Source organism: Microbulbifer jejuensis (genome assembly GCF_047289955.1).
Taxonomy (GTDB): Bacteria; Pseudomonadota; Gammaproteobacteria; order Pseudomonadales; family Cellvibrionaceae; genus Microbulbifer.
In genome coordinates, this window is the sequence record NZ_JBLBUB010000003.1 from 61,003 (window position 1) to 76,504 (window position 15,502).

Here is a 15,502-nt window from a genome sequence, read left to right on the forward strand (position 1 = left end):
TAACAAACTCGACGAGAATATGAAGAAAATCAATAAAATTGTAAATCATGACCGAAAGTTACACCAGTCTTGCCTCCTCTCCGTAATCTTTATTTACGAATATCCGGCTTTCTTTAAACTGCAAATCTGGTACTGTCCTCTCTCTGTCTGTTGGTAGCGGTTCATCAGTGCTTGCGCAGGGTTGGGAAAAGCAGAAACTCCACCATCCAGCCCCTATCTTACCAATTGCACTTAATATCAAAAATCGCGATTTTTTTTCAATTTGCGATGCTCAGCAATAAGCCTCTGGAGTGAAACCTTGATAAAGGGGCCTTCTGGCCTGAATATATTTGCCAGCTTCATAAGCCTGACCGACAAATCCAGGTCTTGATTTTGATATTTCAACGAAAGATCTCTCAAAGAATCAATAAACCTAGAGTTTGCACCGACTGCCTTTCGGAATTTTATTGTTTCTTTTTCACTTAACTCGACAGGAAATAAATCAGCCGAGAGGTCATTGACATCATTGATAGCTTCAGTTAATTCAGGCAAGGATATATTTTTTAGTAGTTTTTCTTTAAGTAAAATATCGACTTGCTTATCCTCCGTAATTAGTCGCTTAACCTCTTTATAACGGCCCATGACAAACTTTCTTCCTTTTTCTATTTCAGGGCCTAAAGAACACCTTTTCAAGAAGGCATTATATTTTTTTGTATAACTGTCTATATTAGATTTCTTGATACTCAATTTTAAATGCGAATTTTTTCTTGGCAAATAACCGTCTCTATTATCCTTTAATCTCAACCGAGAATCAACCTGCCCAGGCCTTCCCCTACCAAGAAGTGATATGTATTCTTTTTGACTTCGTGAAATGCGATGCAATATAAAAGCATCAGGAATGGTATCTAACTCATGTTTTAGGGCAAATACATACTTGCCTTCCTCAGAGAGAGTGGACCCATCCGGAAGTATACTTTTAGCATTGCTCGAAACAACATTATGGATGTGCACTTCATCTATATTGGCTTTAGTGTTAATTATAGTTTTAACATGCCTATTCATAACAAAAGTATTAACTTCTTGAAACGGGGAGGAAAACTGCTCTTCACCAGATTTTAATCCCCAGGGAAAGCTATAATGGGCCATACCAGTTTTATTTGATAGATACTCCTTAATATTTAAATCAAAATTACACACTGTCCAAAATTCGTCTATATCAAGGAACATTACATGAGTAAATCCTTCTAAAACTGCTTTTTGATATGCAATCCCATAAACCACTCTTTGGAAATCACTTCCTGAAGACGCCTTTATATGATCAGAGTTTATCTCACTGACAGGATAGTGCAGAGATATCTTATCAATAACTGCACTGGTATTATCCAATAATTCATTGGTATAAATGCTTATACTATCAAACCCAACAGCAACATGGTGAAATACCCATTCAGGTATATAAGCCGCTTCGTCTTTCGCAATAGCAATTAATTTAAGTTTCATCTTTAATTTGACTTTACTATTTAAATTAATAATACAAGAAATTCATGGTAGACTTGTCCATTTTCTCGATCAAAATAAAACGCACAATTATGAAATTTTTTCACACTCAAAATACCATTTTCCCATTTAATAATCCTTAACTTCTTACTCGAATTATAAGCGTCTTTGGTATATTTCAGCCACACCTATCTTTAGACATCCAGGCATTCCCTTCCTATCCATACGAGCATTCAGTATTTCTCACAAACCCCTTCTATAGCGCACCTTATCGTAAAAAAATACGCGCGTGTGATAGTAAAAATAATACTCCACCCCTGCTCTGATTTGACACTTGATTTTCTCAACGGAGCATTCTGAAACTCAGGAAAATAATACAACTATCCTGGCGTTGAGAGAATTAGACAGGATCAGCAATCCTGACACACAGGATCTTCCAGCAGTCACCAACACTTCCGATATCAAAGTAATATGTGGTTTTCATATTCAACCTAGGGCGATTCTATAGTTAACCGTGCCTGTAAGTTCTCGATTATTCAGTTTACAAAGCTATTAACCCTCTAAAATAAATACATGATCGACAACAACCAAAAACCAATGATAGTTAATCTTCATTCTGAATTACCCATGGGGAATTAACCAGTGGTTGTCCCGTTTCTGCGACTTTACATTCCAGCACCGCCCCTTCAGGGAAACCTGACACATCAATGGAGAAACCCACAAATCCACCGCGGCGAGCACCATTGGCACGAAGACCCGGACGATTTTCATTGGCGAGAACTTCACCTTTATCAACACCATCAATGATCACCCTTAGTACAACGGCATCATCACCCTGCTCAGGAATGGCACAACCTAAAATGCGACCTTTATTTTGCGTAGAAATCAGTCCAGCCACAAATTTTTCACCCTCCTGAGAGAGCAAAACCCTCCACTCGAATTGTGATACCGCTTTTTCATAAAGCCCTATTTCATCAGCATTTCTCTTACGCAATTCAGTCAACTGGTTGGGAGGAAGTTCATATTTTTCTCTGAGATCAGATCGCCACAAATTACGTGTTAAAATTGGTATATCAACATCATATTTCCGATTAAGCAACCGCAAAGATTCTTCATATCTCTCAGTCAGACCTATAAACCCGAGTACTGGCCAAGGCAAGCCCTTAAAAAAACTTCCCTGTCGATTGGTAAACGTTGGCTTTTTGTAAAAAGATTCAAAATCACCCTCATATCCATGGTGACGAGAAAAATGCATATACTCTGAAACCAGCCTCTGTATCGGATCACGTAAGATAGTTACAGTATTTTCTAGGCCAAATACTGGAAGATAGCGCATTGCATTAGAGTGCCCGGAAAGTAGCCTTTTGTTACCATATTTAATTTCACGAAAAAATGACCAGTGGTCAGGGTTTTGGCCCATCCATTTCCTTACCACATCACTGGTCTCGCTTGAGTTTGGACCATAATCAAAGCAAACACTATCATCACCAAAATAAGCAGAAGCACCCAAGCGAAAGCTTGTTCCCGCAGTTTTTGGGACATGAACAAATAGAAGTGGATTCACTACCACAAAAAATCCTTAAAGTATTAAATGATCGAATTCAAGTCCGAGGGGCTTCAGGTCGAGCTTGTAGCCGTATTCGCCAGTAGGAGATAGATTGGACTTGTGTATTCGCTCGCGGTACATATTTTTCCCGGTATTTACCCACTTATCTATAAAGCGTGTATTCAATATGAAAAGAGAGCCCGGATACTGCTGATCCAAGGCCTGATAGTATGCATACAGGCATCGGCCTGAAACCAGCTCTATATCACTAAAGAAGTTACCAGTAAAGCAGGAGGGAAGAATACCCCTCTCCCAGGATCGTATGAGGCATGGATGCCGATTACGAGCGCACAAGGATGTATTCACAGCGTGTCCTGGGAGAGGGGTATTCTTTCCTTCCGACCCGGTAGTATATTCTTCATACCCACTCAGCAGTGGCCGCTCATGTAGAAAATTATCTTCTAGCTGCAGAGCCAAGTTCCCATAATCCCAGTGAATGGCTTTATAACCAATGCGAAAAAAAAATAGGTTCAGACTTGTTATGCCACACTTGTTAAAACCGATCTGAAATACTTTCATGCAAAATACTAAAACAGCGAGTTAAATGCAGGAAGGCACCTGCGTAAAACCGGTAACGCACCGCTCCACAAAATCGTGGCAGGCTCTGTAAAGAGCGAAAAGTCCGCGAGGAATACCTTTATCCTCAACTACACCCAGAGGAGCAAGCGGCACACTATACAATCAGTTGGCCAACGACGCAGCAGCTTCCACCTGCTCTTCGGCATCGGCAGTCCGGTAGCCGTGGGGATTGCCACTCTGCCAGCGCCAGGTATCGACCATCATCTCCTCCAGCCCCAGGTTCGCCACCCACCTCAGATCCCGCGCCGCCTTGGACGCATCGGCCCAGAAAGCTGGCAAATCACGCACGGCGCGACGACACCTGATAGGGCACAGGCACACCGGAGGCTCGGACTACCTCCAAAACCGAGGTACCCCGGCCAGTTCCGAGATTAAATGCCTCTGTACCCGTGTGGCCCACCAGCCATTCCATGACCCGGACGTGCCCCAGGGCCAGGTCCACCACACGCAGATAATCCCGCAGGCAGGTACCGTCCGGCGTGGGGTAGTCGTCGCCAAATACCAAAAGCTCCTCGCGCTTACCCACCGCCACCTGGGCGATATACGGCAACAGATTGTTGGGGATCCCCTGGGGATCCTCCCCGATCAGGCCAGAGGGGTGAGCGCCGACCGGATTAAAGTATCGCAGTAACGCTATAGAAAGCTCCGGGTCCGCAACGGCAGCATCTCGCAAAACCTGCTCCACCATCCACTTACTGTTGCTGTATGGGTTGCTTGTATTACCGGTTTGCAAAGTTTCCACATAGGGTACCGGTGCCTCACTACCGTAGACAGTGGCCGAAGAACTGAACACCAGTCGCTTGACGCCGGACGTGCGCATAACCTCCAACAGCACGAGACTGCCAGAAACATTGTTCTGGTAGTACTCGAGCGGCTTCTGCGTGGATTTACACACTGCCTTCAGGCCGGCAAAGTGAATCACGGCGTAGAAGCTGTTCTCCGCAAAGATCCAATTCAGCAGCGTTTTGTCCAGAATATCGCCTTGATAATAACGCACCGGCTTACCGGTAATTGCCTCCACCCGTTGCAATGCCACCTCGGAGCTATTGCATAGGTTATCAACAACGACTACCTCAAACCCTGCCTCCTGCAGAGCCACCAGGGTGTGCGACCCTATATAGCCCGCCCCACCTGTAACAAGAGCCTGCTGCATCTTAAAAAAACCTATCTAAGCCCTACTTAAATCAACAGTTAATCTAAAACCACTTTGAGCCTGTCATCATAAGTGGCCCGCAGAAGGCAAGCCTTCTGAATTTATGCCTGTATAGGTTGCCAAAATCACAAACTTACCCTATGAACAGCTTTAAGAAAAGCAACTAACCTCAAGAACCACTCAAAAATTTCATAAAATTGTAAAAAAATATTGCAAGAGCTATATTTGAGCCGTTAGCTTGAACTAATGACTTCAATAATTTCAGTGGTGGAAACCGAAGGTGTTCTTGGTAAATAACAAACTTCGCAAAGGGATTTCAAATGGTCAAATTTTCCAACCCAATCATCCCCCATCACCAGGACGTCAGCATTGTAAAGAGAAATATAGTGAGCCTTTTTTTCAAGATTTTCCTCTTCAAAGCAAAAGTTAACATACCTTAAGCTATTTATAATTTTCATCCTATCTTGCTGATTATATATTGGAGCGCGCCCCTTTTTACTAATATTTAGCTCATCAGTAGAAACACCGACTATTAATCTATCTCCGATCGCAGCAGCCCTTTGAAGCAGATTCGCATGCCCAACATGAAAAACATCAAATGTTCCGAATGTAATAATAGTTTTCATACAATTTTAAAACTCATATTGAAGTTACTTGAGGGCACCTCTATAAATCCACATATAGCTGCAAAATTCAGCGCCCCCGGTGTTTCCCTTTTTTATCGACCATAATTTCACTGAAGGTCACAACAACCGATATTTGATGGGTTTTAGAGCTATTTCGGCCTGTTCTGAGGAGGCTTCCCCCTTATTCCTCATACAGCGGGCGCACGTCGGCTCTGAAAGCTTACAAATCGACGCATGTTGTACACCAAATTCTTCATGCCAACCTTAATCGCAGCACGCAAAATCCCAATAGTCCGCACGAGCATACCGCCCTGCTCATTTTCCATTGATCCAAATACGTGCTCGACTCGAACTCGAACTCGAACTCTGGACTTGCGACGGTTCTCTTCCGTGTCTCGCTTGCTGAGAGCCTTACCCCAGTTCCCTTTCTTATGCTCATGGCTGCGGCATCCCATCGCATCCAGCGTGATCCCGCTTTCTTCACTGTAGTACGCACTGTCTGCCCAAACATCTTTGGAGGTGTTGTCGCTCAGCAGTTCATGCAACACCTGGGAGTCGCGCACTTCGGCAGAGGTGATCTCGTAATCTCGTATTATTCGGTCTTCGAGATCTAAGAAACTCGGCTGCATTTTTAGCATAACCTCTATTTGAGAGAAGTTGGATCGATTCTACCAGAAATCAGGTGATTTTTAGAGGTGCCCTTAATAATATTTCCTATTCTCTATTTTTCCATATTTTGTCCAGTGCGCCATTGCAGAACCTGGAGAGCCAATGCCCTTAGCCCTCAAACTATGATTAAGTTGGAGATACAAGCCCCAATCAAAGTTGCTAGGCAAGTCATACTTAAATAGTCTTCCCTCATTCCTACCATACTTTAAATAATGGCAGATGGCCGAAACTTGATTGTCAATACCTGCTTTTATCAAATCAGGATTTAAATATAAATATGGAATCCATGAAAAATGCCTTACATAGCTTTCAAAGTCATATTCCTCCGAAAATGCATCAGCAAACAATCCTAAGTTAGCTCTTAATATTTCAGGATAATCCTTCATTGGAGCTCCATGAATATACACACGCTTCCAAAAAGCCTGAAATAGGTGAATCCGTCCATCTTGGTATGATGTGACAGCCATATGTTTATTAATGTGAGGTATAGAAATTCCTACAATAGAGCTTGCATTGATACTCATACACTGCTCAATAAATGATAAGGATTTTTTCCCCAACGGGTCTTTATAATAATACTTCCACACGGCAAGTATCGACCTTTTAAAACCTATCCTATTAAAAGCCTCATAGTCTTCAAAACGATAACACTGGATAATAACTCTCGATACAATATTAAGTGACTTTGATATTTCATATAATTGCGTCATTATTTCCGTATACTCATCACCCGTTGCTTTAATATCACATACAACTGCCTTACCTGCTTTGGTGCATAATCGTAATGCATCCTCAATTGATATAGCTGTTAATTTTCCTTGATATTTTAATTTTAAAAAATCATTTGTAGATATTTGATCAAACTTATCTCCTAAACCAAACCTATTCTCAAAACCATCATGGGCAACAATAATACCGTCTAACGATTTAACAATATCAATCTCAACAATATTGACAGCATCTATTGAAGCCTTTATGGCCTCCAATGAATTAGATGCATGGTGTTTTTTATAATTACCACCACCATGCGCAATAATTTTATTGGATGAAAAAAACATATTCTCATGAACAGCAGTTAAATTTAAGTCAAAACAAATAGTATTTTTACTTGCTTTACTATCACACGAACAAATCAGTTCATTCACAATATTATTACCAGCCTTATTGGAAATTTCAGTCCCTTTGATTATCCTATCTTGTATAACCGAAAGGACTCGCAAGAAATCACTATTATTGTGAATTAATTTATCAACCGTAGACTTTATATCTTGTGGTTTAGACAATATTCCACCATAGAATAAGTCGGCGGTTCCCGCAATATGCGGAAAATCATACATGTTCGCGTTATTATCCGAATACTCTGCCAATTGGATTTGTATTGTGGGTATTTTCAATGCTGCAGCTTCAAATAGTGTTGACGATGTATCCGATATAACGCAATCAGCATGCTTTAACAATTCTAAAGTCATACCGTTAATATTATCAACAGTATTTAATTCATCCGTGTTTAAATGAGTTGTCTCTGGATGAAGACTTGTCACCTCATTATCAATTGTTGAAATAACTTTAATCGCATCATTCATATCACGATTAGAATATATATGCCATGTAGGGGCAAATAATATTATTGGTTTATTTGGATTCAATCCGCATATTTTAGAAATTTCATCCCGAGAATATCTTGCAGGAGAAAGCAGCTCATTGGATTTAATAAAACCTGCACTTTTTACCTTTGAAAGAACCAATTCACTATTACCAAAAAAAGCCAACAAAGCATTTACATGATCTTGGCCTGCCGTAATAATTTTGTCAAAGAAATTGAATCTTTCCTTACTCGCCAAGAACCATTTTAAAGTACTTGCACCATGATCGATCAAGACTTTAGGTACGTCCTTATATTCATCTTGAGGCTGCACAGCAGGCTTATTAAAATATACAATAGAATCGCATTCCACCCCAAGTGGTAGCTGTCTAGTCGTCGTGAATATAGGGGCTATATTTGCTTCAGTCATTTCATTAACAATAGAAAGAGCGCAGTCATAGTGTTTTCGTATATAAGTATCTCCGAATAAAATTCGTTTAACTTTGTATTTTTTTGACACATCTGTTTTTATTCTTATTGGTGATACGATTTCCGTTTTAGAAAGATATTCTACATCACAAGAAACCCAATTGAATTGATCAAGTAAATCATCCCCCATCACCAACAAATCAGCTCGCCGTTCTTTTATATATTTATCTTTATCTTCAAATTTTGCTTCATAAAAAACTTCGTCGACGCAAGAAAGTGCTGAAATATAAGACAATCTCTGCTCTTGTGGAAAAACAGGAATTTTGCCTTTGAATGAGATAAGCTCATCCGTAGAGACCCCAACAATAAGATAATCGCCTTTCGACCTCGCCCTCTCTAACATTTTAATATGTCCCTCATGGAGGAGATCAAAACTACCAAAAGTGATTACTTTTTTCACGGCCTCACCAATTAAAAATTATTTAAACTATGAGTCTAATAAAAATTCTATCTGTAGAGAATAAAACTATATCTTCAAAATTTATTCTCTAAAAATTTTATCTGCAAGTATACGATATATCTTTTAATTATCACAAAAATATTGCAGAATTACTCACCCAACGACACTGAAATATTCCATAACTTACACCTCTTAAGTATTTTTCAAACAAAGCAACCTAATTAGAAAAAATACAGATTTTATAAGAATTACTTTTTCAGCCCTCACCAATGAAAACCAAAAACACTCACAACCTTTTGACCTGTCCTGATAGTTTTATAAAATTCATCAAACTCATTTTAAACCACTAAAGCCAATTTAAAGAACTCGCGTTATGCTCCATCAATACTTAGACTTAATTCCAAGCACAAACTTTCCAGGTAAAGTTGCAAAAATTTCTCTATTACCTACCAAAATCGGCTAGGTGAATATCTCAACCAATTGTCAAAGTTACTCACAGCAGGGCAGTCATCCGATACTTGGCTAAAATCCGTAGAAAAAATTTCATCATCTTCACTGACACCCAATTCTTTCAACTGTTGAGATAGAGCTTCCGCCTGAGTCTCACCTCGCCATTTCAATGCCAGATAATAGGCTCCCGTGAGCATCCGAATAGTGCGATCTTTTTCTCCCTTAATATTTTCAGAAATAAATCTTGGGGTGACGTCATGGAAGAAACGCGCCTTGGGACACACCTTCAAATCAAAGCCAGCGGCTTTCACCCGCCAGGACAAATCCACATCCTCACAGTACATATGAATATTTGGATCGAAGCCACCAACCTCATTCCATATTAATTTAGAAATCGCAAATGCTGCTCCGGAAACCCAATATGTATCCATTGTAATGGGATCGTGCCATTTTGGATGATCTATAGGCGCCGTAACAGCTTCAATCAAAGCATGCCCGCCATTATAAGAATCAAAATTGAGCAAAGACCTTATAAATCCAGGCAAAACGTAACCATCAGGGTTAAGACCCACATATATATCATAACTCGGAAAGCAAAGTTCCATCAGGGCATTATGCCCCCTGCCAAAACCGACATTTCCTTCTGAAGAAAATATCAGAGATTCCGCATTTAGGATTTTTTTATATATCTCTACATTCTCTCGATCATTAATATAGTACTTCACTACAATGTCTGAACCGGGGTTCCGCCCAACTTCCTTATCCATTGCTGCCTTAAATCGTAAAATCTCATCTTCGCTGTTTTTGTACAAAACAACACCAATAAAACAATTGCACGAACTGTTAGACAAAGGCGTTAAAAAATAAGGCAATGAAGAATTAGTATATTTGCTAGCACTGTGAGAGCTAGCAAGCGTTTTATTTAAAGAACAATAAGACAAGAAATTGTATGTAGAGAAATCACTCTCACCAGGCAACATAGCTAAAGTGCTTTCTTTAAAAAACTTTGAAATTAAGCCTGCAGACTCTAACCGCCCCTCTGTAATCCCCCATTCAAGGAGGTGACATAGAGGATCAACCTTCGCTTCCACTAGATCTGGAAAAGTTTTCATGTACTTTTCCATTGAAAAAAGTGGAGTAGTTTCTAAACATGAAAAACTAGAAGAATAGCCGCTTCTTAACCGCAAATATACTAAAATTGGTAGATCATCTTGACAGTCATATCGCCCCCTAAAAAAGTTATTATCAAAAATAGGATTTGGAGAAATATCCAACTCTCTCAGCAATTCATAAAGACTTGGGTACTGGCTTAATATTTCTTGATCTGAGATAAGATCATTTCTCCTCCCAATTCCTTGAGAAATTTTTGCGCGATATTGCTCACAAATAAACTTGATGTCAATTAACGGAGATGGAGATCTTCCCTCATGAAAACCATATTTCAAGTAATGGGTTGCTGGAGAATCAGAAAAATTTATAATATCATGATATCTATTCAAGTAATATCTGCCGCAGAAAAGGCCAGAAGTTGTTACCCTCCAGAGTTCTCTTCGGGAGCAGTACTCCTCGCAAGTAACCTTCTCCTTTTTGTCATCACTAGAAACACTAACCCTTTCCATGTATTCAGGGTCAAACAATCGATTATCTAATAGTTTTTTAGCAACTATGTCCACACCATTACCCCAAAAACAATTAAAAATCTGACGCATAGAATTTCACTTCAATTTTTGATCTTTGAGATAGCAGCTTTCTTCTATTAAATTCCCATATTTTTTGCTTCTCCTCTCCATCAGAACCATCTGCCTCAGTCGGTGTAGAGTTACTGCCATCATTTCTCATGATATAACATCCAATTTTTACCCCTAACTGACTAAAGTCGCAAGGGTTACATCCGGCGATGCGTAATAAAAACTCGTAATCCTCCAACCTTGTCATATCGCTCTGAAAATATAATTCGGTCGCATCTATGCGAGTTGTATCAACAATATAAGAATGGATTGGACAAAAATTCTCTTTTAGTAAATCAATCTTATTCGCACCTTGAAATGGAAGCGATATTTCATATATAAACTCATAGTCCTTTAGCGCAATCACTTTAGCCATCTCAACAGTAGCAAAGGCAATTGCCGCTTTAGATTTACCTAGAGAATTAATCAGGACACTATACGCATGACTGTACATATAATCGTCATAATCCAAAAATGCTAAGTACCGGTTTTCAGATTCAATATGAGCATTCATACCAACAGTCATCAATTTAGACCTTGCATCATGAACTAAATTATCGTGAAAGTTTATTACTTTTGGCTTTGCGTGCTCTCTAAAAAACCAGTTTTCTGAAAGCATCTTTCTTACCAACAGCTCATTTTCACTAGAAAACCTTTGGAGAACAATTATCGGCTTCACAGAAGTATTTGACTGTGAATGCAATGATTGTATGGCTCTCTCCAATAAATTTAGCGATTTAATGTCATGAAATCTTATTACTGTGCTTACAGTCATCCTAACTTTACCTAAAATGAAAAAAATAATAACGGCTATCGCTTATTAATTCTCTTTTACAGTCCACTCCACCATGAACTTTCTTCCAGATACCATTTAATAGTTTTCTTAATACCATTCTCAAAACTTTGAAGTGGCTGATATCCCAAATCTCGGCTTGATTTAGAGGGATCAATAGCGTAGCGACGGTCATGCCCTGATCTATCGGCTACAAAAACAATAAGATTCTCTGCCTTGCAGTTAATAGCATTGCTAGCTAGCGGATACTTATCCGCTAGTACAGGACTCTCCGCGAACTGTTGACTCATCAGATTACAGATCAATTTGACGATATCGATATTCGCCCATTCGTTGATCCCACCAATGTTGTAGCACTCCCCCAGTTGCCCCTTTTTGATAACTAGATCGATACCCCGAGCATGGTCCTCTACATATAGCCAGTCGCGGATCTGCCGGCCATCACCGTAAATGGGTAGTGGCTTGTCCAGTAGGATATTGGTGATCACCAGCGGTATCAGTTTCTCCGGAAAATGGTAGGGCCCGTAGTTGTTGGAGCAGTTGCTAGTGGTAACTTTCAGCCCATAGGTATGGTGGTAAGCGCGCACCAGGTGATCGGACGCGGCTTTACTGGCCGAATAGGGGCTATTCGGCGCGTAAGGCATGGTCTCACTGAAGGGAGGATCCTCGGGGCCCAAGGTACCATAGACCTCGTCGGTGGAGACGTGGTGGAAACGATGGTTTTCTTTATTCAGGCCCTCATCCAGCCAGATTTTCTTGGCAGCCTGGAGCAGACTATATGTGCCGATGATATTAGTTTCGATAAAAGTATCCGGGCTGCTGATGGATCTATCTACGTGGCTCTCGGCCGCAAAGTGCACCAGGGTGTCTATACGGTGTTCCTTGAGCAGGGTTTCCACCAAAGCCGTGTCACAGATATCGCCGTGGCAGAAGAAGAAGTTCTGGTTGCCTCCTATCGGTTCCAAGTTGGCCTTGTTGCCGGCATAAGTGAGTGCGTCCAGTACAACGACCTTGTCTTGCGGGTAAGTTTTCATCCAGTAGTGGACAAAGTTTGCGCCTATAAAGCCAGCGCCGCCGGTTACCAGTAGATTGCTCATTTTCTTGCTGTGGTTTCACTTCAATTTGTTAACTGACTCAAAGTTTTTCTTGTTCAGAGAGTTACTATTTTAGCCTGCGATAGTTTTTTCGGTATTGATTGCGATCAGGGGCCACTCTTTCATACCTTCCCAGTCACCTCTCCTGTACCGCAAGCGAGCGGAAGAATAAGCGGGTATACTGCTTTTACCGAATTGGGATTCTGCCGCCCCAAGGCTCACCTACAAGCAATCTTCTCGATAACTTTCTTTTCCTTTAGGACCAGGCGCAGTGCCTGGCGCCAGTGTTGCAACTCAATTCCCAAATCCTTCACCAGGCGGGCTTTATCCAGAACGCTGTAAGCTGGCCTTGCCGCCGGGGTTAGGTAGTCGGCAGTTCCTATCGGTTTGATTTGCACAATCTTTTCCAAGGGGAGCAGGCCCACCTGCCTGGCCTCTTCAGAAATGGCCACGGCGAAATCGTACCAACTGGCAGCACCGGCGTCGGTGCAGTGGTAGATACCACTTGCGCCTCGCTTGTGAACCAGGGCATAGATGGCGCCAGCCAGTGTGTGTGTACTGGTTGGTGTACCTACCTGGTCCGCAACTACGCCCAGCTTCTTGCGCTCGCGCATCAGGCGCAACATGGTGTTGACGAAGTTAACCCCGTGGGCGCTGTAAACCCAAGCGGTGCGCAGTATTACGGCTTCCGGCAGCAGGGACTGGACAGCCACCTCGCCCGCCGCTTTGCTTTCGCCGTATACGCCAAGGGGGCGGACGGTATCTTTCGGCTGGTAGGGGGTAGGGCTTTGGCCATCGAATACGAAATCGGTGGATATATGGATCAGGCCTTTGCCGAATGCCTTGCAGGCTTTCGCCAGGTTTTCCGGACCAATGGCGTTGACGGCGAAAGCCTGCCCTCTTTCTGACTCGGCTTTATCTACCGCTGTGTAGGCGGAGGCATTAATGACCACTTCCGGCTTGTATTCGGTGATGACTTCCATGACCTGGAGGGCGTTAGTGATATCCAGGTCATTGCGGTCCAGGGCCACCAGCTCGATATTACTTGGTTTGCGCTTTTGCAGTTCCCGAGCCAGTTGGCCGTTTTTGCCGGTTAGTACGATGTTCATTTGTCGTTTTCTGTAATTCTGTTCGTTCTTTGTGTGGGGCCGGGTTTGGTATCGCTGGCAACTTCAATCGCGCGCGGCAACGACCACCTCTACCTTTATTACAAGCCTGCAACCCCTTGCCGGACTAGAGCTCAGTGTTCACAGTGCAGCTTTGCGGGGCCGAAGCTCCAAAGCCCCGAAATCACCTGTGCTCAAGTGCCTAGGCCCAGCATACTTACGGGAAAGTTACGGCATCTTTCAGGCGCTTTCCTTCCGCGTCTTTGGTGGAAAGTCTGGGGGCTTCGTCATTTACCAGGGGCCATTCGATGGCGAGTTCCGGGTCATCCCAGCGCAGAGACTGTTCGTGCTCAGGGGCGTAGTAGTCAGTGCATTTGTAGGCGAATTCGGCCTCGGCACTGATGACATAGAAGCCATGAGCGAAGCCCTCCGGAACCCAAAGTTGGCGTTTGTTTTCTGCGGACAGAGTGGAACCGACCCATTGGCCAAAGGTAAGAGAGCTTTTACGCAGGTCAACAGCTACGTCGAAGACCTCACCCATTGTCACGCGAACCAGTTTTCCTTGAGCCCGTTCGGTCTGGTAATGCAGGCCGCGCAGGATTCCCTGGGTGGACTTGCTGTGGTTGTCCTGTACGAATACACGCTCGGCGCATTCACTATTGAACAGGTCCTGGCGGAAAGACTCAAAGAAGAAGCCACGTCTGTCGCCAAAGACTTTGGGTTCGATGATTTTTACATCGGGAATAGCTGTTGCAATTACTTTCATACTACTTTTGTATTCGTCTTGTTTTTATTCAGACAACGGCGGCGAAACGTTGCTGGTTGAAGGGGGAGCTTTCACCGGTTTCCAGCAGCAGATTCAGCAGGTATTCGCCGTAGCCGCTTTTGCGCAACGGGTGGGCCTGCTTTTCCAGCTGTTCGGCTGAGATAAAGCCCTTGCGGTAGGCCACTTCTTCCGGGCAAGCGATTTTCAGCCCCTGGCGTCGCTCAATGGTTTGTACAAAGTGCGCAGCTTCCAGCAGGTTGTCGTGGGTACCGGTATCCAGCCAGGCGCTACCGCGGCTCATCAGCTCCACGTTGAGCTGGCCGCGTTCCAGATAGACTTTATTGATGTCGGTGATCTCCAACTCACCGCGAGGGCTGGGTTTGACTTCCCGCGCAATGTCGCACACCTGATTGTCGTAGAAGTAGAGACCGGTGACTGCGTAGTTGGATTTCGGTTGTGCCGGCTTTTCTTCCAGGCTGACTGCCATGTCTTCCTTGTCGAATTCCACCACACCATAAGCACTTGCATCGGCAACGCGGTAGCCAAATACAGTAGCGCCGGCTTCCCTGACATCGGCATGCTGGAGTAACTGACTGAAATTTTGCGCATAGAAAATATTATCACCCAGTACAAGCGCACTATTTTTGTTACCCACATGCGCTCTGCCAATCAGGAAAGCTTGGGCGAGGCCATCTGGTGAGGGTTGTACCGCATATGAAATATTGATACCCCACTGAGCACCATCTTCCAGCAGGCGTTGATACAGACACTGCTCTTCAGGTGTGGTAATGATCAGAATATCCTTGATACCCGCCAACATTAATGTCGTCAGGGGATAATAAATCATAGGCTTGTCATAAACCGCCATCAACTGTTTACTGACACCTTTGGTCAGAGGATACAGACGCGTACCTGATCCTCCTGCCAAAATTATCCCCTTTCTATCGGAAGAGCCCAGCATTACCATTTCATTGCCCCCAGCTTTT

The 15,502-nt window shown here is 42.7% G+C and carries 11 protein-coding genes and 1 pseudogene; all 12 read right to left on the reverse strand.

The features are described from left to right. Window positions 1-237 precede the first annotated feature (237 nt). Window positions 238-1,479: a glycosyltransferase family 2 protein gene (locus ACL7TT_RS02660; protein ID WP_413392967.1), complete on the reverse strand. Its 1,242-nt coding sequence runs from the start codon at window positions 1,477-1,479 to the stop codon at window positions 238-240. Between the two features lie 601 nt (window positions 1,480-2,080). After that, window positions 2,081-3,040 (reverse strand): sulfotransferase family protein, encoded by a 960-nt coding sequence (locus ACL7TT_RS02665; RefSeq protein WP_413392969.1) that lies wholly within the window; start codon window positions 3,038-3,040, stop codon window positions 2,081-2,083. Window positions 3,041-3,763: 723 nt separating this feature from the next. Next, window positions 3,764-4,814: pseudogene (galE, locus tag ACL7TT_RS02670) on the reverse strand (UDP-glucose 4-epimerase GalE). Window positions 4,815-5,047: 233 nt separating this feature from the next. After that, window positions 5,048-5,440: an adenylyltransferase/cytidyltransferase family protein gene (locus ACL7TT_RS02675; protein ID WP_413392971.1), complete on the reverse strand. Its 393-nt coding sequence runs from the start codon at window positions 5,438-5,440 to the stop codon at window positions 5,048-5,050. Between the two features lie 188 nt (window positions 5,441-5,628). Beyond that, window positions 5,629-6,069, reverse strand: coding sequence for a transposase (locus ACL7TT_RS02680; protein WP_413392973.1), 441 nt, complete (start codon window positions 6,067-6,069; stop codon window positions 5,629-5,631). A gap of 72 nt (window positions 6,070-6,141) precedes the next feature. After that, window positions 6,142-8,580: an adenylyltransferase/cytidyltransferase family protein gene (locus ACL7TT_RS02685; protein ID WP_413392975.1), complete on the reverse strand. Its 2,439-nt coding sequence runs from the start codon at window positions 8,578-8,580 to the stop codon at window positions 6,142-6,144. Window positions 8,581-9,026: 446 nt separating this feature from the next. After that, a complete protein-coding gene (locus ACL7TT_RS02690) occupies window positions 9,027-10,739 on the reverse strand; it encodes a glycosyltransferase family protein (RefSeq protein WP_413392977.1) in 1,713 nt (570 codons plus the stop codon). Next, window positions 10,723-11,376, reverse strand: a complete 654-nt coding sequence (locus ACL7TT_RS02695) for a hypothetical protein (RefSeq protein ID WP_413392979.1) — start codon at window positions 11,374-11,376, stop codon at window positions 10,723-10,725. The genes ACL7TT_RS02690 and ACL7TT_RS02695 overlap by 17 nt, the downstream gene beginning before the upstream one ends. Window positions 11,377-11,588: 212 nt before the next feature. Next, complete coding sequence (gene rfbB, locus ACL7TT_RS02700; protein ID WP_413392981.1) at window positions 11,589-12,647, reverse strand: dTDP-glucose 4,6-dehydratase; 1,059 nt, start codon at window positions 12,645-12,647, stop codon at window positions 11,589-11,591. A gap of 215 nt (window positions 12,648-12,862) precedes the next feature. Then, complete coding sequence (rfbD, locus tag ACL7TT_RS02705; protein WP_413392983.1) at window positions 12,863-13,753, reverse strand: dTDP-4-dehydrorhamnose reductase; 891 nt, start codon at window positions 13,751-13,753, stop codon at window positions 12,863-12,865. 214 nt (window positions 13,754-13,967) lie between these two features. Then, a complete protein-coding gene (rfbC, locus tag ACL7TT_RS02710; RefSeq protein WP_413392985.1) occupies window positions 13,968-14,516 on the reverse strand; it encodes a dTDP-4-dehydrorhamnose 3,5-epimerase in 549 nt (182 codons plus the stop codon). Window positions 14,517-14,544: 28 nt separating this feature from the next. Beyond that, complete coding sequence (gene rfbA, locus ACL7TT_RS02715) at window positions 14,545-15,483, reverse strand: glucose-1-phosphate thymidylyltransferase RfbA (RefSeq protein WP_413393169.1); 939 nt, start codon at window positions 15,481-15,483, stop codon at window positions 14,545-14,547. Window positions 15,484-15,502 lie beyond the last annotated feature (19 nt).